The organism is Burkholderia sp. IO2, assembly GCF_029522185.1.
In the GTDB taxonomy this organism is placed as follows: Bacteria; Pseudomonadota; Gammaproteobacteria; order Burkholderiales; family Burkholderiaceae; genus Burkholderia; species Burkholderia cenocepacia.
Window position 1 is genome coordinate 70405 of sequence record NZ_JAKWFH010000010.1, and the last position, 22401, is coordinate 92805.

The 22401-nt window shown below is 68.6% G+C and carries 22 protein-coding genes; 6 read left to right on the plus strand and 16 right to left on the minus strand.

What is annotated here, in order from left to right; genetic code table 11:
• Window positions 1–17: 17 nt before the first annotated feature.
• From MMB92_RS08595 to MMB92_RS08645, 11 genes are all read right to left on the minus strand, one after another.
• Window positions 18–1508: an aldehyde dehydrogenase gene (locus tag MMB92_RS08595; RefSeq protein WP_006487205.1), complete on the minus strand. Its 1491-nt coding sequence runs from the start codon at window positions 1506–1508 to the stop codon at window positions 18–20.
• Between the two features lie 72 nt (window positions 1509–1580).
• Window positions 1581–2408 carry an aspartate dehydrogenase gene (locus tag MMB92_RS08600; protein WP_034202181.1) on the minus strand — a complete coding sequence of 276 codons (828 nt, stop codon included), beginning with the start codon at window positions 2406–2408 and terminating at the stop codon, window positions 1581–1583.
• Complete coding sequence (locus MMB92_RS08605; protein WP_277562651.1) at window positions 2401–4068, minus strand: thiamine pyrophosphate-binding protein; 1668 nt, start codon at window positions 4066–4068, stop codon at window positions 2401–2403. Before MMB92_RS08605 ends, MMB92_RS08600 begins: the two co-directional genes overlap by 8 nt.
• Complete coding sequence (locus tag MMB92_RS08610; RefSeq protein WP_034202180.1) at window positions 4061–4858, minus strand: SDR family oxidoreductase; 798 nt, start codon at window positions 4856–4858, stop codon at window positions 4061–4063. Before MMB92_RS08610 ends, MMB92_RS08605 begins: the two co-directional genes overlap by 8 nt.
• Window positions 4855–5712 carry an IclR family transcriptional regulator gene (locus MMB92_RS08615; protein ID WP_277562652.1) on the minus strand — a complete coding sequence of 286 codons (858 nt, stop codon included), beginning with the start codon at window positions 5710–5712 and terminating at the stop codon, window positions 4855–4857. The genes MMB92_RS08610 and MMB92_RS08615 overlap by 4 nt, the downstream gene beginning before the upstream one ends.
• Window positions 5713–5750: 38 nt before the next feature.
• Window positions 5751–6647: an alpha/beta fold hydrolase gene (locus tag MMB92_RS08620; protein WP_006496927.1), complete on the minus strand. Its 897-nt coding sequence runs from the start codon at window positions 6645–6647 to the stop codon at window positions 5751–5753.
• 18 nt (window positions 6648–6665) lie between these two features.
• On the minus strand, window positions 6666–7193 hold the full coding sequence (locus MMB92_RS08625) for a cupin domain-containing protein (protein ID WP_006489904.1): 528 nt from the start codon (window positions 7191–7193) through the stop codon (window positions 6666–6668).
• A 34-nt stretch (window positions 7194–7227) separates the two neighbouring features.
• Window positions 7228–7998 (minus strand): SDR family oxidoreductase, encoded by a 771-nt coding sequence (locus MMB92_RS08630; RefSeq protein WP_006489881.1) that lies wholly within the window; start codon window positions 7996–7998, stop codon window positions 7228–7230.
• On the minus strand, window positions 7991–9061 hold the full coding sequence (locus tag MMB92_RS08635) for an aromatic ring-hydroxylating dioxygenase subunit alpha (RefSeq protein WP_006489909.1): 1071 nt from the start codon (window positions 9059–9061) through the stop codon (window positions 7991–7993). Before MMB92_RS08635 ends, MMB92_RS08630 begins: the two co-directional genes overlap by 8 nt.
• Window positions 9062–9115: 54 nt before the next feature.
• Complete coding sequence (locus MMB92_RS08640; RefSeq protein WP_006489911.1) at window positions 9116–9427, minus strand: recombinase-like helix-turn-helix domain-containing protein; 312 nt, start codon at window positions 9425–9427, stop codon at window positions 9116–9118.
• A gap of 1 nt (window position 9428) precedes the next feature.
• Window positions 9429–9746 (minus strand): non-heme iron oxygenase ferredoxin subunit, encoded by a 318-nt coding sequence (locus MMB92_RS08645; protein ID WP_006489883.1) that lies wholly within the window; start codon window positions 9744–9746, stop codon window positions 9429–9431.
• Between the two features lie 444 nt (window positions 9747–10190).
• On the opposite strand from MMB92_RS08645, the gene MMB92_RS08650 reads away from it, so the two are divergent.
• Window positions 10191–11270 carry a porin gene (locus MMB92_RS08650; RefSeq protein WP_277562653.1) on the plus strand — a complete coding sequence of 360 codons (1080 nt, stop codon included), beginning with the start codon at window positions 10191–10193 and terminating at the stop codon, window positions 11268–11270.
• A 108-nt stretch (window positions 11271–11378) separates the two neighbouring features.
• Here the strand turns inward: MMB92_RS08650 and MMB92_RS08655 are convergent, their stop codons facing one another.
• The 5 genes from MMB92_RS08655 to MMB92_RS08675 all read right to left on the minus strand — a co-directional run bounded on the left by MMB92_RS08655 (window position 11379) and on the right by MMB92_RS08675 (window position 15771).
• Window positions 11379–12272 carry an IclR family transcriptional regulator gene (locus tag MMB92_RS08655; RefSeq protein WP_006489889.1) on the minus strand — a complete coding sequence of 298 codons (894 nt, stop codon included), beginning with the start codon at window positions 12270–12272 and terminating at the stop codon, window positions 11379–11381.
• Window positions 12273–12547: 275 nt separating this feature from the next.
• Window positions 12548–13027, minus strand: coding sequence for a type 6 secretion system effector deamidase TecA (tecA, locus tag MMB92_RS08660; RefSeq protein ID WP_006489887.1), 480 nt, complete (start codon window positions 13025–13027; stop codon window positions 12548–12550).
• 340 nt (window positions 13028–13367) lie between these two features.
• A complete protein-coding gene (locus MMB92_RS08665) occupies window positions 13368–13574 on the minus strand; it encodes a hypothetical protein (protein WP_006489891.1) in 207 nt (68 codons plus the stop codon).
• Window positions 13575–13879: 305 nt separating this feature from the next.
• Window positions 13880–14479, minus strand: coding sequence for an alpha-ketoglutarate-dependent dioxygenase AlkB (locus MMB92_RS08670; protein ID WP_277562654.1), 600 nt, complete (start codon window positions 14477–14479; stop codon window positions 13880–13882).
• A 146-nt stretch (window positions 14480–14625) separates the two neighbouring features.
• Entirely contained in the window at window positions 14626–15771 is a 1146-nt protein-coding gene (locus tag MMB92_RS08675; RefSeq protein WP_277562655.1) for a metallophosphoesterase, read from the minus strand.
• 187 nt (window positions 15772–15958) lie between these two features.
• On the opposite strand from MMB92_RS08675, the gene MMB92_RS08680 reads away from it, so the two are divergent.
• From MMB92_RS08680 to MMB92_RS08700, 5 genes are all read left to right on the plus strand, one after another.
• Complete coding sequence (locus MMB92_RS08680) at window positions 15959–16861, plus strand: LysR substrate-binding domain-containing protein (RefSeq protein ID WP_006489897.1); 903 nt, start codon at window positions 15959–15961, stop codon at window positions 16859–16861.
• Window positions 16862–17242: 381 nt separating this feature from the next.
• A complete protein-coding gene (locus MMB92_RS08685; RefSeq protein WP_277562656.1) occupies window positions 17243–17536 on the plus strand; it encodes a hypothetical protein in 294 nt (97 codons plus the stop codon).
• Window positions 17533–18582: a multidrug transporter subunit MdtN gene (gene mdtN / locus MMB92_RS08690; protein WP_006489885.1), complete on the plus strand. Its 1050-nt coding sequence runs from the start codon at window positions 17533–17535 to the stop codon at window positions 18580–18582. The genes MMB92_RS08685 and mdtN overlap by 4 nt, the downstream gene beginning before the upstream one ends.
• A complete protein-coding gene (locus MMB92_RS08695) occupies window positions 18563–20611 on the plus strand; it encodes an FUSC family protein (protein ID WP_277562657.1) in 2049 nt (682 codons plus the stop codon). Before mdtN ends, MMB92_RS08695 begins: the two co-directional genes overlap by 20 nt.
• Window positions 20598–22142, plus strand: coding sequence for a TolC family protein (locus MMB92_RS08700; RefSeq protein ID WP_277562658.1), 1545 nt, complete (start codon window positions 20598–20600; stop codon window positions 22140–22142). The genes MMB92_RS08695 and MMB92_RS08700 overlap by 14 nt, the downstream gene beginning before the upstream one ends.
• Window positions 22143–22401 lie beyond the last annotated feature (259 nt).

Consider the following 22401-nt stretch of genomic DNA (forward strand, 5'->3'; position numbering starts at 1 on the left):
GCGTCATTCCCCTTCGCTCAGTTCGCCCACGGCAGCGGCGCGTCGTTCAAGCCCCAGTAGAGGCTCTTCTGCTGCATGTATTCGCGGATGCCGAGACGCCCCTTCTCGCGCCCCATCCCGCTCTCCTTCCAGCCCGAGAACGGCGTGGAGATCGAGAACAGCTTGTACGTGTTGATCCAGACGGTGCCCGTCTCGAGTGCCCGCGCGATGCGCCATGCGCGCTTGTAGTCGCGCGTCCAGATGCCGGCCGCGAGGCCGAACACGCTGTCGTTCGCCTGCGCGATCAGCGATGCTTCGTCGTCGAACGGCATCGCGACCAGCACCGGCCCGAAGATTTCCTCCTGGCAGATGCGCGCGCTGTTCGGCAAGCCTTCGAGAATCGTCGGCTGATAGAAGAAGCCGTTCTCGCGCCCGTCGCCCGCCGGCCGCTCGCCGCCGCACAGCAGGCGGCCGCCTTCTTCCAGCCCGAGCGCGACGTAGCGTTCGACCGACTCGCGATGCTTCGCGGTGATCAGCGGGCCCATCTGCGTGTCGGGCCGCGTCGGGTCGCCCACGCGCAGCTTGCGGGCGCCCGCCACCAGGCGCTGCATGAATGCGTCGTACACCGCGCGCTGCACGAACAGCCGCGAACCGGCGATGCAGGCTTCGCCCGACGAGCTGAAGATGCCGTACAGCACGCCGTTGACCGCGTGATCGAGATCGGCGTCGTCGCACACGATCGTCGGCGACTTGCCGCCGAGTTCGAGCGACACCGGCATCAGCTTCTCGGCCGCGATGCGCGCGATACCGCGGCCAACCTCGGTGCCGCCGGTAAACGACACCTTCTTCACCAGCGGATGACGCACGAGCACGTCGCCGATCACCGAGCCCTTGCCCGGCAGCACGCTCAGCACGCCCTTCGGCACGCCGGCTTCCTCGCAGATGCGCGCCAGCGCAAGCGATACGAGCGGCGTGACCTCGGCCGGCTTGAGCACCACCGCGTTGCCGCCGGCCAGTGCGGGGGCGAGTTTCTGCGCGTCGGACGCGATCGGCGAATTCCACGGCGTGATCGCGGCGATCACGCCGATCGGCTCGTACACGCTCATCGTCAGGTAGTCGCCGCGCGACGGCGTCAGTTCTTCGTCGAGCGTCTCGAGGCAGGCCGCGAAATAGCGGAACGTGTTCGCGGCGCTGGCCACCAGCACGCGCGTCTCGCCGATCGGCTTGCCGTTGTCGCGGCGCTGCAGGTTCGCGAGCGCTTCGTGGCGCTGCATGATCAGGTCGGCGATGCGGTACAGCACCTGCGCGCGCAGGTGCGGCTTCAGCCCGGCCCAGTCGGCGCGGCGCCATGCGGCGTCGGCCGCCACGACGGCGTCGGCCGCGTCTTCCGCGTTCGCCGTCGACACTTCCATGTTCACCGACTGGTCGGCCGGATAGATGCTCGTGTAAGGCGCGCCACGGCCGCGCCGCCACTCGCCGCCGATCAGGATGTTGCCGTCGGGTACGAGGCGCGTATCGAAAGGAGTCATGTCACAAGTCCCACAAATCTGTCTCTGCACGTCCGCCCTCGCCGTGGCGCGGGCGGACGCTCGATGGTCCGGTCAGATCACGCAGCGGGCCGCGCGGTTGCGCAGCGCGCGAATCGCGCTGTACGCGGTCAGCGCGGACGTCTTCGGGTTGTCGGGCAGCGGCTTGCCGCTCATTTCCAGCGACATCTCGCCGAACGCGCCGCGTGCGGTGATGCGATGCACGTTGCGCGCCACCGCCGGATCGGCGATCAGGCGCACGTGCGTCGCGTCGAGACCGAGGCCCGCGAGCGCGACCGTCGCCGCGACGTTCGCGTTCTTCGGATACAGCCGGGCGGCGTCGCGCGCGGTGCCTTCGAAGATCACCTTTTCCCCGGTCATCGCGCGCAGGTCGCACAATTCCTCGGCCGGCGTGCCGAGCCAGCCGAGCGGCGGCTTGCGGCCGACGTACAGCACTTCGTCGAGGCCGCCCTGCTTCGCGGACGCCAGCGCGTCGATGCCGCCGATCGCACCCGACAGCAGCGTCACCGTCGTGCCGCCTTCGTCGGCGGCCTGCGACAGCACGTCGAGCAGCGCGAGATCGGACAGCGCGCCGATCGATGCGACCGCGCAGTCGGTGCCGGCCTTCAGCAACGGCACGACGTGATCGACGAGCGCGCTGTGGCCCGCGCATTCGAGCGCGAACTCGGGGCGGCGGGCCAGCGCGTCGACCGACGACACGACCTCCACCGCGTCGCCGAGCTCGCCCTGCACAGCCGCGCGCTGGTGTGCCGGCACGATCACGTGCGCGACGCGCAGCGACGCATCGTGCTCGACCGCGTGGTACACGGCCGCGCCGATCGCGCCGAAGCCGATCATCGCGACGTCGACGGGCGCGTGCGCGCGCTTCTGGCCGTTATGCATACTGGCGCTCCGTCGGCGCTTCCTTCTTCACCGGCGGCCCCGCGAAGTTCGACGCGAACGAACCGACCGACAGCATGTCGACCTCGACCATCACCGGCCCTTCCTTCGCCATCCCTTCGCGCACGATCGCTTCGGCCTGGTCGAGCGACGTGATCCGGTAGTGCGTGAGGCCGAAGCTCGCGCAGAACTGCGCGAAATCCGGCTGGTGCAGCTGCACGAAGCAACGGCGGCCGCCGTAGTGCGCGTCCTGGATGTTGCGGATCACGCCGTAGCACTGGTCGTTCATCAGCACGATCATCACGTTCGCGTTTTCCTGCACGGCCGTCACGAGCTCGCCGACGTTGACCATCAGGCCGCCGTCGCCGACGAGGCAGACCGTCTTCGCCGCCGTGCCCGCGAGCGCCGCGCCGATGCCCATCTGGATACCCTGGCCGATGCCGCCGCCGAGCGCATGCACGCCCGAGCGCGGCTCGAAGATCTTCAGCAGGCGGTTGCCCCACGTGCTGTTCGAGATCGTCACGTCGCGCACCCAGTTGTAGTCGCGGCCCACCACGCCCTGCAGCGTGTCGACGAGCTTCTTGTACGGCCCGAGGCCCTTCGACACGTCGGCCACCGCTTCCTCGCGGGCCGCCGCGAGATCGGACGCGAACCGCGGATCGACCGACAGGCGGCCTTCGAGGCGGTCGGCCAGTTCGGCCAGCACGCGCTTCGAATCGCCGTGCACGAACAGCGCGTTGCGATAGCCGCGGTTGTCGGCGAGCGCATCGGCATCGACGCGGAACAGCGGCTGCGGCAGCGCGAGCTTGTACTTCAGCGTTTCGTTGCCGCGCAGGCGCGAGCCGACCACGACGAGCGCGTCGCAGGTCTTGTAGAACGCCTCGACGGACGCATGCACGTTGAACGCGCCGAGCGTCGCCAGATGATCTTCCGGCAGCACGCCGCGGCCCTGCACGCTCGTCACGACGCCGAAGCCGAGCTTCACGAGGCGTTCGACTTCCTCGCGTGCATGGCGTGCCCCGCCGCCGAGCCACAGCAGCGGGCGGCGCTTGGCCGCGAGCGCGTCGGCGAGCTTCGCGACGCGGGCGGTGTCGTGCTCGCGCACCGCGACGTGGGCGGGCGCGAGGTCTTCCGGCCATTCGATTTCGGCCGCCTGGATGTCGATCGGAATCTCGACCGACACTGGGCCCGTCGGCGCGGTCTGCGCGATGCGCACGGCTTCGCGGATCGTCGGCAGCACGGTTTCGACGGTGCGCACGCGGAACGCGGCCTTCGAGATCGAGTCGAGCATCGACAACTGGTCGGGCGCTTCGTGGATGTACGCGAGATCCTGGTCGAGATACGGTGTCTCGATCTGCCCGGTCACGTGCAGCAGCGCGGTGCCGGCCGTCAGCGCCTCGACCATCGCGCCGGCCGCGTTGCCGGCCGCCGTGCCCGTGCTCGTGAATGCGACGCCGAGGCCGCCCGACACGCGGGCCAGCCCGTCGGCCATGTTCAGCGCACCCGCTTCGCCGCGCGCACCGACATACCGGATGTTGCCGCGCGAATTGATCGCGTCGAGGATCGGCATGTTGTGGATCGAGATGACACCGAATGCGGTTTTCACGCCGCACTGCTCGAGAAAGGCGGCAATCAGCTCGCCAACCGTGGTTTTTTTAGACATGGCGTGCAAAGCCTCCAGAAACGTCGATATGGCTGCCCGTCGTGTAGGACGACAGATGCGTTGCGAGATAAAAAAGTGCCCAGGCCGCCTCGTCAGGCTTGCCGAAGCGATTCAGCGGAATGTTCTTCTTGCGGGCGAGCGCGCCCGTCCAGTCCTCCCAGCTTTCGCCGGGCTGCGCCTGCGTGTCGTAGCGGCGGCGCCACTGCCCCGACTCGACGATGCCGATCAGGATCGAGTTCACGCGGATGCGCTGCGGCGCCAGTTCGGTCGCGAGCGACTTCACGAGACTCAGCACGCCGGCACGCGCCGACGACGTCGCGACCATGTGCGGCTCCGGCTGCAGCGCGAGCAGCGAGTTCACGCAGGTGATCGTCGGCGCAGCCGCATCGCGCAGCAGCGGCAGGAATGCGCGCGTCGGGCGGATGATGCTGAAGTACTTCAGTTCGAGTTCTTCGCGCCAGGCGTCGTCGGTCGTGTCGGCAAAGGTCGAGACGCGGCCCTGGCCGGCGTTGTTGACCAGCATGTCGGCGCGGCCGAAACGCGCGGATACCGCTTGCGCGAACGCGGTCACGTCGGCTTCGTCGAGCACGTTGCAGCGCGTGGCCAGCAGTCGTGCATCCGCATACTTGCCGCGCAGCATCGTCTCGGCGCGTGCAAGGCGTTCGTCGTCGCGGCCGCAGATCGCGACCGACGCGCCTGCCTGTAGAAACCGTTCGGCTGTCGCGAGTCCGATGCCTGACGAACCGCCCGTCACCACCGCCACTTGCCCGCTCAGATCGATCTGGATCATCGGAGTCCTAAAGCTTTGAGAAACGTGTGCTCGTCATCCGAGCGGTAATTCAGCCGCCGCGACAGTTCCGCCGCCGCGCGCTGCACCTTGTCGATCAGCCCGTCCGCGATCAGCGCAGCGTCGATCTCCGGACGCGGCACCGTCACCGTGATGCAAGCGACGATCTTCTGCGTCTCGTTGCGCACCGGCGCCGTGACGACCGAGATCCCGCGCTCGAACGACGAATTGCTGACGCCGTAGCCGCGCAGCGCATCCTCGCGGATCACTTCGTACAGCGCGTCGACCGTTTCCGGCGTCGCGCTCGTCATCCGGTTCAGCACGCCTTCCGGATACAGCGCATGCAGTTCCTTCAGCGACAGGTCACCCATCAGCACGTGGCCGTGTGTCGTTGCATGCGCGGGCAGCCGGGTGCCGACGTTCACGCGGATCGAACTGAACACCGGCGACTGGCTCTGCGCCTTCGCGACGAACACCACGTCGCGGCCGTCGCGGATCACGATGTGCGTCGTGAAGCCGGTCGCATCGCGCAGGCTTTCGATCACCGGCAGGCCGAGATCGGTCAGCTCCAGCGAGCTCAGGTATTCGAAGCCGAGCCGCAGCACCGCGATGCCGAGCTTGTAGTTGCGATCCTTGTCCGCGCGTTCGAGAAAGCCGAGCGATTCGAGCGTCTGCAGCAGACGGAACACCGTCGTGCGCGGAATGCCGAGCCGCTTCGACAGTTCAGGCGCGCCGAGCACGGGCTCGCGCGGCGAGAATTCGGCGAGAATCCGCAACCCGCGTTCGAGGCCCGGCACCACGTAGCTGGCTTCGGTCTTCGCGTTTTCGGATTCGTTTTGTTGCAGCGGTTCGCTCATTTATGCCTCCCGCGAACCAAGGTGAGCGTGGGGGGACTTCATGCCAGCCCCCACTGCGTATCGCACTGCCGGCAGAACGAGTCGATCAGCGCGGAATACGCGGCCGGCGCTTCCACATAGCCGGCGTGCCCTGCCTGCGGAATCACCTGCAGCCCGACGTGCGCGGCCGCGGCGATCCGCTCGCACGCGGCGGGCGGCGTGATCGCGTCGTTCGCGCCGACGGCCACGGCCGTGCGGCCCCGGAAGCCGGCGAGATCGGCCGCGAGATCGGCGTTCGCGAGCAGATGCGTGGCCTGCGCATAGCCGGCCGGCACGATGCGCGCCATGTTCCAGCGCACCCATGCCTTCGCCTCCTCGTTCGCGAAACCGGACAGCATGTTGCCGCTGCGCTGCTCGGCGAGCCCGGCCGGGCCGAGTTCCGCGAGCATCGCGAGCCGCGCGTCGCGGCGCGCTTCGCGGGTCTCGGCCGGTGCGCTGCCGTAGCCGCCCGCGGGCGACACCAGCAGCAGGCCGGCGATCCGCGCGGGCGTCACGCGGGCGAGGCCGCCCGCGATGATCGCGCCGAGCGAATGGCCGACCAGGACGCAGCGTTCGATGCCGAGTGCCTCGAGCCACGCGTTCAGCGCTGCCGCGTAATCGGCGGCGGCCGGCGACGCGCCGTGCACGGGCGTCGACACGCCGTATCCGGGCGCATCCCACGCGAGCACGCGCCGCGACGCGCCCAGCGTGTCGAGCTGACGGACCCACGACGCGGCGCCCGAGCCGATCCCGTGCAGCAGCACGACGGGCAGCGCGCGGCCCGCATGCTGCGCGCCGGCCTCGCGATAACCGATCGTGCCCGCCGCGCCGGCCGCGCAACGCTGCTCGGGAAACTGCCCGAGCAGCGCGGCGAACGCCGCGGTGCGGTCGCGTTCACGTTTGTCGATGACACTCATTGCTTCACCCGCTCCGTCTCAACGCTTGATCTTCGCGAGCGGCGAATCGGGCGGATACGTCGGCGTGATCGGCTTCGACGAACCGAGCATCACGCACATCAGCGCATCTTCCTCGCCGATGTTGATTTCCGTGCGATACACGCCCGGCGGCACCGAGATCAGGTCGCGCTCGCCGAGGATCGCTTCCCACGTCTCGCCGTCGCGCTCGCAGATCACCTTCATCTTGCCGCGCAGCACGAAGAAGATTTCCTCGACGTCGATATGGATGTGGCTCGGCCCGATGTTGCCGGCCGGGATGACCATCGTCGAGAACGTGAAGTTGCCGGCCGGCACCGTGTTGACGTCTTTCGCGACGCCCGTGCCGCCCGTGCCGACATAGCGCATCTGCGCACGGCGGTACTTCGGGTCGTAATCGGCCTGGAACTTCAGCGCGTCCCAGTCGTAGCGCCGCGTCGCATAGCGCGCGACGCGCCCTTCCATCCAGTCGTTGAAGCTTGCGCCTTCCGGCTGGTCCCACGACTTGCGTTCGAGATCGGCGTCCGCCATCGTCCTCTCCTTCATTCCGAGTGAAAACTGCAATTCAGTTCATTACGAAGCCGCCGTTGACCGGCAGCAGTTGGCCCGTCACGAAGCGCGCGCCGTCCGACAGCAGGAACAGCACCGGGCCCGTCACGTCGTCGGGCACCTGCGCGCGTGTCAGCGCACGGCCCTGCAGGTAGAACGCATGGCGTTCCGCCGGCACGTACGCGGTCGCCTCGACTTCGGTCAGCCCCGGCGCGATCGCGTTGACCGTCACGCCGTGCGCGCCGAACTCGCGCGCCTGCGCATGCGTCATCGCGATCACCGCGCCCTTGCTCGCGACGTACGCGAGCAGCTTCGGCGCGCCCCACAGCGCGGTGTCCGACGCAAGATTCACGATCGCGCCGCGCCCCGACCGCGCGAGGTGCGGCAGCGCCGCGTTGCTGACGAGCCATACGCCGCGCACGTTCACGTTCATCACGGCGTCCCACGTCGACACGTCGAGCTCCGTCGACAGCTTGCCGCCCGAGTTCGTGATCGCCGCGTTGTTGATCAGCGCGTCGAGGCCGCCGAGCGCCGCCGCGCCCTGCGCGACGAATGCGTCGATGCTGGCCGGATCGGCGAGGTCGAGTGCGAAGAAATGCGCGGTGTGGCCGGCTTGCGCGAGCTGCGCGGCCAGCGCGCGGCCCTCTTGCGCGAGCACGTCGCCGAACGCGACCTGCGCGCCCGCTTCGACCAGCGCCTTCACGAAGGCGGCGCCGAGACCGCGCGCGCCGCCCGTGACGAGCACGCGGCGACCGGGCAGCGCGACGATCGGAGCGAGCTCAGCCATTCGCGGGCTCCGCGGCGGCATGCGCCGCACGATGCGCGTCGAGCGCGGACAGGTGTTCCTGCGCACGCTGGCGCAGCATCCGGCGCACACGCGTGATGCCGACGTCGTGCTGGTACAGGTATTCGTGATCGCGCGCATGCGGCGCGAGGCTTTCGAGGACGTAGCGATCCTGCTCGAGCACGTCCCAGTGCAGACCCTCGAGGCGGTTGCGGTACATGAAGCGCCACACGTCGCGCTGCCAGCCGCTGACCTTGCGGGTACGCCAGAAATAGACCTGGCAGTGGTCGCCGTCGACCGGCGTCGCGAAGCCGATGATCCCGAAGTTGCCGCCGGGGCCGAACTTCTGCTTGTACGGAATCGCGAGACGCATCCACAGGCAGCCCGTTTCGCCGAGCTCGACCCAGTCGAAGTTCACGTCGCGCTGGCCGATCTTCTCGAACATCAGCCCCGTTTCGGTCTTGCGCACGCGCATGTCGGCCTGCTTGTCGCCTTCGGCCATCGAGTGCGACGTGGCGTGCAGATACGCGCCGTGCATCGGGTCCATCACGTTGTCGATCGCGTACTGGTAATTGCACTTCCAGTTCGATACGCACAGGAAGTGGCCATACTCTTCGGCGACCAGTTCTTCCGGCAGGTTCAGCGGCGCCGGCTCGCCGTGCGCTTCGTCGCCGAACCACAGGAAGATCGCGCCGGCCTTCTCTTCGACCGGATACGACTTCACGCACTTCGTGCCTTCGAGCGGACAGTTCGACACCGCCGGCACGCGATTGACCGTGCCGCCGCCGTCGACTTCGATGCCGTGATACCAGCACGCGATGTTGCCGCCGAGGTTCCAGCCGAGCGACAGGCGCGCGCCGCGGTGCGGGCAACGGTCTTCCAGTGCGTGGACCTTGCCGTCGTGATCGCGCCACAGCACGATCTGCTCGGACAGGCGCGTGAGGCCGACCGGTGCATTCGACACCTGCCAGCTCGGTGCGACGGGATACCAGTAGTTCTTGATGCCGCGGTCGAGATAGTCACGGACCGGGTCGTGTTGGGCTTCGTGTTGGTCGGGGGACGTCATCAGTGTGCTCCGGATTCGGTTGTCGTCGGGTCGGCGGTCACGCGGCGCGCGCGCTCATTCCGCCAGCGCGGCCATTTCGGCGCGAAAGCGCGCCGCGGTCCACGCGGTGCCGTCCGGCGCGCGGAAGCCGATGCGGTTCAGGCCCGCGACGACATCGTCCAGCTCGGTCGCGCCGCTCTCGAACACGCGTTCGAGCGCATCGCCGAGGTCGTTCTCGTACTGCGTGGGTGCGGCCTTGCGGTTCTGCCAGACCTGGTTCTCGACCTGGCCGGGGATTTCGATCTGCCCCTTGCCCGCGATGTTGTTCGGCTGCGGCGCCACCCACGGCTTCAGGAAGGGATTGAAGTTGACGGTCGCTTCTTTCATGTCATTCCACCTTGATCTGGATTTCCTCGCCGGCGAGGCGCACCGCGTACTGCTTCAGCGCGCGCCCGCCCGGACCCTTCAGGCATTCGCCCGTCTTGATGTCGAACACGGCCTCGTGCAGCGGGCATTCGACCGTGCCTTCGTCGACGAACCCCTGCGTCAGCAGCGCGTACGCATGCGGGCACACGTTCTCGAGCGCATACACGTCGTCGCCGACGCGGTAGATCCCGATTTCCACGCCGTCGGTCCGCTTGAACTCGATCGGCGTGTCTTCCGACAGCGCGCCGGCGTGACCGGCGCAAATCCATTGTTCAGACATCTCACACCCTTCCTTCTGATCGACTCTCGGTTTGTTCCGATTTGTTCCATATCCGGAACAGCAGTTTATGGATGGTGATTATAGGAGCGACTTTCCACGAGTAAAACAAAAAGCTGCATGTCCTAGGGAAAACACCGACCGTCAGGTCGACGCACCCTTTCGCCTACCTGATCGAATGTAATTTTTTGTTATTCGACGGGGATTTATCGGCTTTTTCGAGACATCGCGCCGGGTTGCCGGGCGTCGGCACCGCGCCCATCCGTCCCGAAAAATTTATTTTTGATCCGGCGCTCGGCGCCTCTATACTCCATTCCATCAGAGGCACATTGTTCCTTATATGGAACACGCGAATGCCCATGCGGCGATGAACATGCGCGACGGCCGGCCGTCCCCGCGCAGGCCGTCACGACACGTATTCATCAGGTTGGAGAGTCAGGAGACAAAATGGTCAAGCATGCGGTAGCAGCGGCAGTCATCGGAATGGGCGCCGCGTCGGGCGCGTGGGCGCAGAGCAGCGTGGTGCTGTACGGCAGCATGGACGCGGGGATCGCGTACGTGAACAACGTCGGCGGCCACGCGAAGTGGGCGATGATCCAGGGCAATACGCAGCCCGACCGGTGGGGCCTGAAGGGCAAGGAAGATCTCGGCGGCGGGCTGTCCGCGATCTTCCAGCTGGAAAACGGCTTCTATACGAACAACGGCCAGTTCGCGACCGCGAACACGATCTGGAACCGCGCGGCGTTCGTCGGCCTGAGTTCGGAGCGCTACGGCACGCTGACGCTCGGCCGCCAGACGCCGCTGACGTTCGACTATCTCGATCCGCTCAGCACGGCGTACCTCGCGATGAGCTGGTTTGCGTTCCACCCGGGCAACATCGACGGGCTCGCCGCGACCGGCAACGTGCCGTACAACAATTCGGTCAAGTACCGTTCACCGACCTTCGCGGGCTTCTCGGCCGCGGCGACGCTCGCGCTCGGCAACACGACGAACTTCTCGACCGGCAAATCGGTCGGCGTCGCGCTGAACTACGTGAACGGGCCGTTCAAGGCGTCGGCCGTCTACTCGAACGAGCACGACCGCGCGATCCTGATCAGCCAGACGGGCATCACATCGTTCCAGGGGCAGAACACCGCGAACGGTTACCTTGCGAACAAGGTCGAGAACATCGGCGCGGGCGCGTCGTACCAGATCGGCGACTTCCTCGTGCACGGCCTCTACACGCGCGTGAAGATGCAGTCGAACGGGTTTTCCGACACGTTCCAGAGCTACGACGCGGGTGTGAACTACCGCAGCAGCGCGTTCAACACGATCGCGGGCGGCGCAGCGACCACGACGCTGGCCGGCCGCCGCTGGACGCAGGTCGAACTCGGCGACATCTACGCGTTGTCGAAGCGCACGCAGCTGTATGCGAACGTGCTTTATGAACACGGTTCGGGCGGTGCGAAGGCCGCGTTCTTCACGGCCGGCGTGTCGAGCACCGCGAACCAGGTGATCGTGCTGACCGGCGTCCATCACTCGTTCTGAGCTGGTTTGCGCACCGCACGTGCGGTGCCGGAAAACGACGAGAGCGGCCCGCGGGCCGCTCTCGTCGTATGCGATGCCGCGCACCGCGGCCGGATCGATGCACGAGCGTCAGAACATCGCGACCTTGTGGCGCGCATGCGCGAACGTCGGGTCGCTTTCGAGCGGACGATAGTTCAGCCGTTGCGACAGGTCGACCGCCGCACCGCACACGGCTTCGACGAGCCGCTCCTTCTCGCCGGCCTCGCCGATCTCCGAGCGCGGCACCGTCGCGGTGATCGCCGCGACGATCGAGCCCGAATGATCGCGCACCGGCGCGGTCACGGCCGAAATGCCGCTCTCGAACGCTGCCTCGCTGACCGCATAGCCGAGCCGCGCGTAATGACGCACGCGTTCGTACAGCTCGTCGACGGTGCCCGGCGTGCGCTCGGTGAATTGTTCAAGCTTCTTTTCCGGATAGAGCTGCCGCAGCGCGTCGCGCGTCAGGTCGCCCATCAGCACGTGGCCGTGCACGGTCGCATGAGCGGGCAGGCGCGTGCCGACGTGCACCTTCACCGAACCGAACATCGACGCATTGCTCTGCGCCTTCGCGACGAACACCACGTCACGCTGGTCGCGGATCAGCAGGTGCGTCGACAGGCCGGTCGAATCGCGCAGCCGCTCGAGCACGGGCGTGCCGAGATCGGTCAGTTCGAGCGAATTCAGGTATTCGAAGCCGAGCCGCAGCACGCCGACGCCGAGCCGGAAATAGCGGTCGCCGTTCACGCGTTCGAGGAAACCGAGCGCTTCGAGCGTCTGCAGCAGGCGGAACGTGGTCGTACGCGGAATGCCGATGCGCTTCGACAGTTCGGGCGCACCGAGCACCGGCTCGCGCGCGGAGAATTCGGCGAGGATCCGCAGCCCGCGTTCGAGCCCCGGCACCAGATAGGACGAAGCGCCGCCCGACGACTCGTCGTCGCCAGGCACCGCCGGATCGGGTGCATCGCTCATCGTTGTCTTGACCATGTGGACATGGACGGAAGGAAGTCGGTCACGAAACGGGTCATCGATCGTCGTGGATATTCGGTCATGCTACCTCAGTGCGCGCCCGGGCTCGCACCGGCGCGCGGCGCCGCGCTGCAGCATGCGCGGCCACGCCGCCATGACGCGTCATTCAAGGTCGAGAGGATAGCAGCGTTGGACGGCGCGACGCCATGCGGAAATCGCCGAACGGCGGGAAGGCGGCCGCGCGGCGCGCCCGGGCCACGGTGGCCGGAGCGGGAGACGGGATGCCGCCCCGCCTACAGGCGCGACAGATGGACGCGAATGGTCGTGCGATCGTACGTAAAGCCGCCGGCCGGATCCGGCTGCAGCGCCCGTGCAAGGTCGACCGGATTCATCCATCCGGCGCCCAGCAGCCCGCCGTTGATCGCGCGAATCCGGGTGCCGCCGACCGCAATCGCCGCATGAAAGACATTGCCGCCGCGCGCGAAGCCGACCGCGGTGCCCGCCGGAATGCTCGCGCGCCCGTCCCACTGATCGCCGGTTTCGAAGTTGAACCGCGTCCTCCACGATTGACCGGCCGTATCGAGCAGCGCATCGGGCGCGATCAGCGCGTCGGCACGCAGCAGATAGCGGACATAGGCCGCGGCGTCGTAGCAGACGCCGCGGGATACGTATTCGTCGATGTTCGCCATCCCGAACATCAGCGCCTGCGCGTGTTTTTGCCGTTCGGCGATGCCGGATTGGGCGACATGCCCGCCTAACTGGGTCAGCTGCACGGATAGCTCCTTTCAGGGAAGCGGGACGTCGTCGTCCCGCCGGTGCGATAACTTCATATCTTATTACGATATGACTCGGCATTTTCCAGACGCGCTCGCACCATGCGTGGTTCGCGTTGACTCGGATGCCGCGAGTCCGCGTGCGGGCTTGCGCCACGCATGTCGCATCGTCGGCGCGATGCCCGAGCATCGAACGGCACGGATCATTTGGCGCGACGAACGCCGGCAGACGATCGCCTCGCGCAGCGAAAAACGAAAACGGAAAACGGTCGGGAAAGCACCGTCCGGAAACGGACGGCACAGAGGAAGACGATCCCCGCGCGGGATCGCCGCGACGGCGTCAGGCCGTCACGGCGTCGTCATATTCGGCGCGGGCAAGCTGGCCGGCGGCGTATGCCTCGGCTTCGCCGCGAAAGCCTTCGCGGCTGAACGCCACGACTTTCACGCCGACGCCGGTCGCCCGCTTCACCGTCAGCGCCCATTGCCATCCGCCGTCTTGCTCGAAGACGTGCAGCGAGGGTTCGAAGGAAGGGTCGAGTACGGTCACGCGTTTTGCTCCTGCCCCGTTGCGCGCTGCATCGGCAGCGCACGGAGACATGTCGAAAGGGGCGCGCCGGTCTGCCGACGCGTTTCTACCATTCCACAGTCTAGTCAATAATTGTTGCGACGCACCATCAGAGGTTTCACTCACCTATCGGAACCGGGCGGTCGATCGAATCCATCTGTAAGCCTTGCGGAACGGGCCTGAGCGCCACGTCGGGCCGCCACGCCTTGCGTTCGTGCGGCAACGTGCCGCACGCGCGGCCAATTGCTTGCATCGGCCTTTCGTGGATCACCGAAACGGGGCGCGATCTATTCGGCCGCCATCGACACGCGCCGGAACGTCAGGTTGATGCGTTCGCCCTGCACGCCCGGCGCCTTCGGCACGCGATGCTGCCATTCGGCCTGCGTGCGGCCGCGCATCACGAGCAGGCTGCCATGCACGAGGCGGTACGTGTGCGTGGCGCCAGTCGTGCGATGGCGAAGATCGAACATCCGCATCGCGCCGAGGCTCACGGACGCGATCACCGGCGCGTCGCCGAGTTCGGGTTCGTTGTCCGCGTGCCAGCCGAGGCTGTCCAGCCCGTTGCGATAGCGATTGAGCAGCACGCTGTTGAAACGCACGCCGCACGTCGCCTCGACTGCATGCTTGAGCGCAAGCACGCCCGGCATCCATGGCTGCGGCACGTTGCGGATGCCCGAATAGACGTACACGGCATCCGGTTCGCCCTGCCACGCGGTGAGCCGCGGCAACGGAATGCGTCCGCGCGGCGTGCGGATCGTGTCCTGCCACCACGCGACCTCGTCGATCAGCGTGGCCAACGCGCGGTCGGCTTCGGGCGGCGCAAGCCAGTCCGGGTACCAGTCCACGTCTGGCGCGGGCGTATCAGCGAAAAGATCGGGCGTCGACATGTCGGCAGGAACGGGCGAGGAACGAACGAGGCATGTCTGCATACTAGCCAACGGCGCCGCGCGCCGCCATGCGCCGTCATTCGACGTGGAAAGAAAAGAACGCGGCCGCGCCGCGCGGTGCACGCGTCTCGCCTCGCGGCCCTCCGCTAGTCGCGCGTCAGCCGGATCAGCGTGATCTCGGACGGCACGCCGAAGCGGTTCGGCGGCCCCCAGTAGCCCGTGCCGCGGCTCGTATACAGCCACATGTCGCCGAAGCGGTTCAGCCCGCCGATCACCGGCTGCTGCAACCGTACGAACGGCGGCCACGGCAGGAACTGGCCGCCATGCGTATGCCCCGACAACTGCACGGTAAAGCCCGCGCGGTTCGCCGCCTCCGCGCTGCGCGGCTGGTGCGCGAGCAGGATCTTCGTGCCGACGTCGCGCGGCGCACCCGCCAGCGCCTGCGCGGGGTCGCTGCGATGCGCGGGATCGAAGCCGCCCGCCGTGAAGTCGGTCACGCCCGCCAGCACCGCGCGCGCGCCGCCGCGCTCGATCAGCACGTGCTCGTTCAGCAGCACCGTCAGCCCGATACGGCGAAATTCGTCGATCCACGCATGCGCGCCTGCGTAGTACTCGTGGTTGCCCGTCACGAGGAAGGTGCCGTGCCGCGAGCGCATCTGGCCGAGCGGCGCCGTGTGTTCGCGCAGGCGCTTGACGGAGCCGTCCACCACATCGCCCGTCACGGCCACCAGGTCGGCGTCGAGCGCATTGACCGCGTGCACGATCCGTTCGATATAAGGCCGCTTGATCGTCGGCCCGACGTGAATGTCGGACAGTTGCACGATCGTCAGCCCGTCCAGCGCGGCCGGCAGCCCGGCAATCGGAATCGACACGCGCTTGACCGCCGCCGTGCGGCGCGCGCCGACGAACCCGATCGCGGTCACGAGCACCGCGGCCGCCAGCACGCCGAGCGCCGTGTCGGGCGCGGCGCCGCTCCATACGCCGTCATGTCCGAGATGGCGCCACGCGAGCACGCCGAGCAGCACGATGTCGCGCACGAACGTCAGCACCAGCAGCGACGAGAAGAAGCCCATCGCGAGCGCGCCGGCCCAGCCGACCAGCGTCGCGGCCCAGCCTTCGTCGAAGCGGCGCGAGAACATGCCGACCGGGATCAACACGACGAAACTCGCCAGCACGAGCGCCGCGATCGTCCGTGCGAGCGGCGACGCGAACGCATCGGGAATGATGCGCATCCCGACATACAGATGGAACAGCACGCCGATTGCAATGAACCGGACAAAGAAACTTCGCATGAAACGTTCACCTTCGTTGCACGACCGCTTCCACGACCTGCGTCGCACGGGCCGCGATGCCCGGTGCGGCGCGTCGCGCCCTACGCACGATGGTACACAGATCCCGGTCGCGACGACGGGTCGCGCCTCACGGTGCCGCGCCGTGCGGCTTCGCGCGATAATCGGCCATCCTCCCGCTGCCAGATCCATGCGCTTCGATCTCGTCGACCTCAAACTTTTCACGCACATCGCGGAAGCGAACAGCCTGACGCGCGGCGCCGAACGCGCGCACCTGTCGGTGCCGGCCGCCAGCACGCGCATCAAGCACCTCGAGGAACAGGTCGGCGTGAAGCTGCTGAGCCGCACGAGCCAGGGCGTCACGCTGACCGCGCCGGGCGAGACGCTGCTCGCGCATGCGCGCCGCGTGCTGCGCCAGCTCGAGCAACTGACCGGCGACCTGCAGGAATATGCATCGGGCGTGAAAGGCCACGTGCGCGTGTTCGCGAACACCACGGCGATGAGCGAGTTCCTGCCGGGCGTGCTGCGACACTATCTCGTCGACCATCCGGACGTGACGATCGACATGCAGGAGCGGCTGAGTCCCGACATCGTGCGCGCGGTGCAGGAAGGCATGATCGACATCGGCATCGTCGCCGGCGACGTGCGCACCGACGGGCTGCAGGCGATGCCGTACCGGCGCGACCGCCTCGTGCTCGCGACCGCGCTCGGGCATCCGCTCGCCGGCCTGGCATCGACGCCGTTCGTCGCGACGCTCGACCACGACTTCATCGGCCTGCCCGAAGCGAGCGCGATCCACGCGTTCCTGAAACGCGCGGCCGCCGACGTGCAGCGCACGCTGCGCTGGCGCATCCAGGTCAGCAACTTCGAGACCGCGTGCCGGATGATCGAGGCGAACGTCGGCGTCGGCGTGCTGCCCGAAGGCACCGCGCGCCGTCATGCGAAGACGATGGCGCTGCGCCTCGTCGCGCTCGAAGACGACTGGGCCGAGCGCCAGTTGCAGATCTGCGTCGCCGATCTCGATGCGCTGCCGCGCTTCGCGCGCGATCTCGTCGACCTGCTCGTCGAGGACGCGCGCGGTCAGCCCGACTGAGCGGATTCGCATGCGTTCGACGGGCAATCGGCGTGTTACGCGCCGATTCCGCTGCGTCGGCATCGCAAATTCCGCTGCGTGATGTCGTCTGACGATCCTTTACAGTCCGTTAGCAACCCTACGCGAGCTTGGGCTGGCAAAATCGCGGCGTTCCGGCCGTCGCTGCCGACACGCGCGGCCGGACCGTCCGGCATGACCGACGGCGCGGCCACCGCCGGCCTCGGCCGATGCCGCAAACGCGTGCCGGATCGCTGGCGGTCCGCATCGCGCTGATTTATGATCGGCTCCGTATCCTGGAATCGTCGTCGCGGCCCGGCCGGTCGCGACGATCCGCATTGCGCCGCGCCCGGCATCCACCCCCAACGTCGAGCTCGTCACCCCATGAGAAAAACAACGCCGCGCGCGCCCCTGCGCGTCGCCGCCGTCCTGGCGCCCACCCTGCCACTCGCGGGCTGCGCATCGCGCGGCGCACCGTCCTACGTGCTGTTCGGCGCGTACTTCCCGCTGTGGCTCGTCAGCGCGATCGTCGGCATCGTCGGCGCGATCGTCGCGCACCGCGTGTTCGTCACGACCGGCTGGGCCGCGACGGTGCCTTACCAGCTCGCCGTCTGCACCGCGATCGGGCTCGTGATCGCCGTGATCGTCTGGCTCACCGGCACGGGGCCGTTTGCATGAAGGCCGCCGGCATCGCCCGCCCCTCCGTCAAAGGCCGCGTGATCGCGCTCGCGATCGTCGCGCTCGGCATCGCGGCGCTCGCGTACGCGTACCACCGCACGACGGCCTACCCGTCCACCGACGACGCGTCGATCGACGCCGACGTCGTGCACGTCGCGTCGCCGGTCGGCGGCCGCATCGTGCAGCTCGCCGTGCATGAAAACCAGCGCGTCGCGAAAGGCGACCTGCTGTACGTGATCGATCCCGTGCCGTACCGGCTGACCGTCGCGCAGGCGCAGGCCGATCTCGAACTCGCGCGCGCGTCGCTCGACACGCGCCGCCGTTCGCTGATCGGCGAGCGCTCGAATGCGTCCGTCGCCGCCGAGCAGGTCAAGCGCGCGACGCAGAACCACGATCTCGCGACGCGCGACGTGAACCGGCTCGCGCCGCTCGCCGCGCAGGGCTACGTCAGCGCGCAGCAGTTCGATCAGGCGAAGGTGCGCCAGCGCGACGCGGCCGTGTCGCTCGCGCAGGCGCAGGAGCAGCAGCGCGCGTCCGCGCAGACGATCGGCGACGACGCCGACGCGATCGCGACGCTGCATGCGCGCGAAGCCGCGCTGGCCCGCGCGCAGCATGCGCTCGACGATACGGTCGTACGCGCGCCGCACGACGGGCTCGTGACGGGCCTGAGCGTGCTTCCCGGCGAAACCCTCGCGCCGAACCAGTCGATCTTCACGCTGATCGACGCGAGCGAATGGTTCGCGGTCGGCAATTTCCGCGAGACGTCGCTGAACCGCATCGCCGTCGGCGACTGCGCGACCGTCTATTCGATGATCGACCGCGACCGCCCGATGACCGGCAAGGTCGTCGGCATCGGCGCCGGCATCGCGGACAGCGACCGCATCAACCTGCCGCGCTCGCTGCCGATCGTGCAGCGCTCGGTGAACTGGGTGCACGTCGCGCAGCGCTTCCCGGTGCGCGTGAAGCTCGACGAACCCGACGGCAAGCTCGTGCGTGTCGGCGCGAGCGCGATCGTCGAGGTCCGGCATGGCTCGGCCTGCCGCTGACGTCCGCTCGCCGGGCCCGCGCGAAGTCCTGCGGCTGCTCGCGCCGTTTCCGGGACGCGCGGCCATGGCCGTGCGCGTCGCGCTGATCTGCGCGCTCGTCGTGCTCGTGACAAGCGGGTACGGCACGCCCGAAGCCGCGATTTCCGCGTACGTCGTGTTCTTCCTGAACCGCGCCGATCGCGTGACGAGCGCCTTGCTCGCGGTCGCGATGCTGTTGCTCGTCACGATCGTGATCGCGCTCGTGATCGGCGTCGCGATCTTCAGCATCGAGTATTCGGTGCTGCGCGTCGCGTGCATGGCCGTGCTGTCGGTCGGGCTGCTCTACCTGACGTCCGCCAGCAAGCTGCGCCCCGTCGGCGCGATCCTCGCGATGATCGTCGGTTTCGGGCTCGACCAGCTGGGCCTCGCGCCGGTCGGCGAAGCCGCGACGCGCGCGCTGCTCTATGCCTGGCTGATGGTCGCGATCCCGGTCGGCGTCGCGATCGTCGTCAACCTGCTGATCGCGCCGTCGCCGCGCAAGCTCGCGCACGCGCAGCTCGCGAAGCGGCTGCGGCTCGCCGCGCGGCGGCTGCGCGGCGACGACGACGCGCGCGCCGGGTTCGACGCCAGCCTGCGCGAAGGCGACAAGCCATTGCTCACGTGGCTCAAGCTGTCGAAGCTCGAAGGCTCGTCGTCGGGCGCGGATGTCGTCGCGTTGCGGCAGGCCGTCGCGTCGAGCACCGCACTGCTCGTGGCGGTGGCGCTCGCGGATCGCGAACCGCAGGCGCGGCTGCCCGACGCGTTCGCCACGCCGATCGCGACGACGCTCGACGAGATGGCCGCGATCCTCGAACGGGGCGGCTATCCGGTCGACGTGACGCTCGCGCTGCCAGCCGCCGATGCGCTGCCGCCGCTCGCACGCGTCGTCGCGACGGACCTGCACGCCGCGATCACGCGGTTCGCGGAACCGCCCGCGATCGACACGGCGGCCGCGCCGGCCGATACCGCCGACGCGCGCGCCGCCGGCCAACCGGCCGCACCCGCGGCACCGCCCGCGCCGCGCGGCGGCTTCTTCCTGCCGGATGCACGCACCAATCCCGACCATATCCGCTATGCGCTGAAGACGACGGTCGCGGCGATGTTCTGCTACCTGCTGTACTCGCAACTCGACTGGTCAGGCATCCATACCTGCTTCATCACCTGCTACATGGTGTCGCTCGGCTCGACGGCCGAAACGGTCGAGAAGCTCACGCTGCGCATCGCCGGCTGCATCGTCGGCGCGCTGATCGGCACCGCCGCGCTCGTGTTCGTCGTCCCGTCGCTGTCGTCGATCGGCGAACTGATGGCGCTCGTCTTCGTCGGCGCGTGGCTGTCCGCGTGGGTCGCGTTCGGATCGCCGCGCATCGCGTACGCGGGCTTCCAGGTCGCGTTCGCGTTCTTCCTGTGCGTGATCCAGGGCGCGGGCCCCGGCTTCGACCTGACGCTCGCGCGCGATCGCACGATCGGCATCCTGCTCGGCAACGTGGTCGTGTATCTCGTGTTCACGCGCATCTGGCCGGTCAGCATCGGCAAGCAGATCGACACGGCGCTCACGGCGCTGCTCGACCAGTGGCGGCGCGTGACGCAGATCGCGCAGCCGGCCGAACGGCGCGCGCTGGCCGCCGACGCGTTCGCCCGTCACGGCGCGATCTCGCAGGAGCTCGGCCTGATCCACTACGAACCGTCGTGGGTGCGGCCGGCCGCGACGTGGCTGGCCACGCGGCGACGCGCGCTCGCGGAACTCGGCGCGCTCGAAGACCCGCTGTTCCTGCTCGCCGAACGCAAGCCGGGCGACGCGGCGATCGGCGCGCAACTCTCGCGCGTCACTGCCCCGGGCGACGACGAAACGACGCCCCGCACGCCTGCCCCGGCGCCACCGTCGAGCGCCGCCACCCCCACCGACCCCGCGCGCGACGCGCTGCTGAACCTGATCGACACGCGGCTCGCGCGGATCGCCGACGCCGCCCGTCAAGCCACACCGAAGGAGCCTGCCCCTCATGCGCGTACCTGAACCACCGGCCGCCTCGATCGCCGCCGCCGCGCTCGCGACCGCCGTCGCGCTGGCCGGCTGCGCGACGTCGTCGATCGATCTGGCGCCGGCGGCGCCCGACCGCCCGTGGCAGCCGCAAACGTCGGCCGCGGGCGACATCGTGGCGGCGCCACCGCGCGCATCCACGCAAGGTGCGCACGACTACACGCTGCCTGCGTCGCCGGCGCTCGCGTCGGTGTCGGCGCCGGCCGCGCTCGATGCCGCGCACGCGTACACGCTGCCCGAGCTGATCGATCTCGCCGAATCGGCGAACCCGCTGACCCGCATCGCCTGGAACGACGCGCGCAACGCGGCGCTCGCGGTCGGCCTCGCCAAGTCCGCCTATCTGCCGCGCCTGTCCGCGACGGCAATGGGCGCGTACCAGGCGAACCACGGCTCGACGTCGACGATCCTCGGCGATTCGTCGAGCAACACCACCGTGCACGGCACGATTTCGGCGCTGTCGCTGCAATGGCTGCTGTTCGATTTCGGCGGCCGCGCGGCGCGCGTCGAAGCGGCCGAACAGGCATCGATCGCGTCGAACGTCGCGTTCACGGCCGTGCACCAGCAGGTGATCCACGACGTGACCGTCTCGTACTACCGCTACGAAGCCGCCCGCGCGCGCGCGCTGAGCGCGCAACAGGGCCTCGCGAACGCGGACGCGATCCTCGCGGCGTCCCGCGCGCGGCTCAAGCACGGCGTCGGCACGATCGTCGAGCTCGCGCAGGCGACGCAGAACCGCGCGCAGGCGAACCTCGCGCTCGTGCAAGCGAACGGCGCCGAAAGCGACGGCTACCTCGCGCTCGTCTCCGCGCTCGGCATCTCGCCGCTGTCGAAGCCGACGATCGCCGCGCTGCCGAAGCGGCCGCTGCCGCCCGCGCTCGGCTCGTCGGTCGACGCGATCGTGTCGGACGCGATCGCACGCCGGCCCGACCTGCAGGGCGCGTTCGCGGTCGAAAAGGCCAATCGCGCGAAGATCAAGGCAGCGGAAGCCGCGTTCATGCCGAAGATCTTCCTGTCCGCGTCGACGTCGTATGCGAGCGGCGGCACGGCCATCTCCGCGCTGCCCGCGATCGGCGACCAGGCGCCGACCGTCAACCTGAACGGCAGCCGCTACGGCGGCGGCGTGTTCCTCGGCGTGACGATTCCGCTGTACGACGGCGGCCTGCGCTCGGCCGTGCTGATGCAGGCGCGCAACGACGCGCAAAGCGCGTCCGCGCGCCTCACGCGGACCAAGGAGGAAGCGGTGCGCCAGGTCGTCGCCGCGCAGAACGCGGTGCAGACGAGCCTGGCGTCGCACGACGCCGCGAAGGCGCTCGTCGATGCCGCGCAAACCAGCTACGACGCGGCGCTGACCGCGTACCGGAACGGCGTCGGCTCGGTCACCGACGCGACGATCGCGCAAAGCCAGTTGCTCGCCGCGCGCAACGCGGAAGTCGACAGCTATGCCGGCGCATTGTCGGCCGCCGCCGCGCTCGCGCTCGCGACGGGCACGATCGGCGCGGCGCAGTAGCGCCGCCGCCAGGCGGTTGACGCAGGCGCGCGCCGCCCACTAGAATGCCGCCCATTCTTCCTTCAGGAACCATCGTGGACAGTTGCAGCACTCCGTTGCGTGCGCCGCTTGCCGCCTGAACGCCTGTCCGCCGCAGTTCTCCTGCCACGGCTCGCGTTCCGCGAGCCGCACGCTCACCCCGTTCACACTGAATGACGCATTCGCGCGGTACAGTACCGCGCGATGACGGCTATCGCCGCGTCGCGTTCGGCCTTGCGCC

Bases quoted from the DNA above. Each gene is read 5' to 3' on its own strand.
- MMB92_RS08650 (WP_277562653.1), top strand. From the start codon at position 10,191: ATGGTCAAGCATGCGGTAGCAGCGGCAGTCATCGGAATGGGCGCCGCG.
- MMB92_RS08685 (WP_277562656.1), top strand. From the start codon at position 17,243: ATGAGAAAAACAACGCCGCGCGCGCCCCTGCGCGTCGCCGCCGTCCTG.
- MMB92_RS08640 (WP_006489911.1), bottom strand. From the start codon at position 9,427: ATGAAAGAAGCGACCGTCAACTTCAATCCCTTCCTGAAGCCGTGGGTG.
- MMB92_RS08695 (WP_277562657.1), top strand. From the start codon at position 18,563: ATGGCTCGGCCTGCCGCTGACGTCCGCTCGCCGGGCCCGCGCGAAGTC.
- MMB92_RS08615 (WP_277562652.1), bottom strand. From the start codon at position 5,712: ATGAGCGAACCGCTGCAACAAAACGAATCCGAAAACGCGAAGACCGAA.
- MMB92_RS08645 (WP_006489883.1), bottom strand. From the start codon at position 9,746: ATGTCTGAACAATGGATTTGCGCCGGTCACGCCGGCGCGCTGTCGGAA.
- MMB92_RS08675 (WP_277562655.1), bottom strand. From the start codon at position 15,771: ATGCGAAGTTTCTTTGTCCGGTTCATTGCAATCGGCGTGCTGTTCCAT.
- MMB92_RS08635 (WP_006489909.1), bottom strand. From the start codon at position 9,061: ATGACGTCCCCCGACCAACACGAAGCCCAACACGACCCGGTCCGTGAC.
- MMB92_RS08610 (WP_034202180.1), bottom strand. From the start codon at position 4,858: ATGATCCAGATCGATCTGAGCGGGCAAGTGGCGGTGGTGACGGGCGGT.
- MMB92_RS08600 (WP_034202181.1), bottom strand. From the start codon at position 2,408: ATGCATAACGGCCAGAAGCGCGCGCACGCGCCCGTCGACGTCGCGATG.
- MMB92_RS08670 (WP_277562654.1), bottom strand. From the start codon at position 14,479: ATGTCGACGCCCGATCTTTTCGCTGATACGCCCGCGCCAGACGTGGAC.
- MMB92_RS08655 (WP_006489889.1), bottom strand. From the start codon at position 12,272: ATGGTCAAGACAACGATGAGCGATGCACCCGATCCGGCGGTGCCTGGC.
- MMB92_RS08700 (WP_277562658.1), top strand. From the start codon at position 20,598: ATGCGCGTACCTGAACCACCGGCCGCCTCGATCGCCGCCGCCGCGCTC.
- MMB92_RS08595 (WP_006487205.1), bottom strand. From the start codon at position 1,508: ATGACTCCTTTCGATACGCGCCTCGTACCCGACGGCAACATCCTGATC.
- mdtN (WP_006489885.1), top strand. From the start codon at position 17,533: ATGAAGGCCGCCGGCATCGCCCGCCCCTCCGTCAAAGGCCGCGTGATC.
- MMB92_RS08680 (WP_006489897.1), top strand. From the start codon at position 15,959: ATGCGCTTCGATCTCGTCGACCTCAAACTTTTCACGCACATCGCGGAA.
- MMB92_RS08625 (WP_006489904.1), bottom strand. From the start codon at position 7,193: ATGGCGGACGCCGATCTCGAACGCAAGTCGTGGGACCAGCCGGAAGGC.
- MMB92_RS08630 (WP_006489881.1), bottom strand. From the start codon at position 7,998: ATGGCTGAGCTCGCTCCGATCGTCGCGCTGCCCGGTCGCCGCGTGCTC.
- MMB92_RS08620 (WP_006496927.1), bottom strand. From the start codon at position 6,647: ATGAGTGTCATCGACAAACGTGAACGCGACCGCACCGCGGCGTTCGCC.
- MMB92_RS08605 (WP_277562651.1), bottom strand. From the start codon at position 4,068: ATGTCTAAAAAAACCACGGTTGGCGAGCTGATTGCCGCCTTTCTCGAG.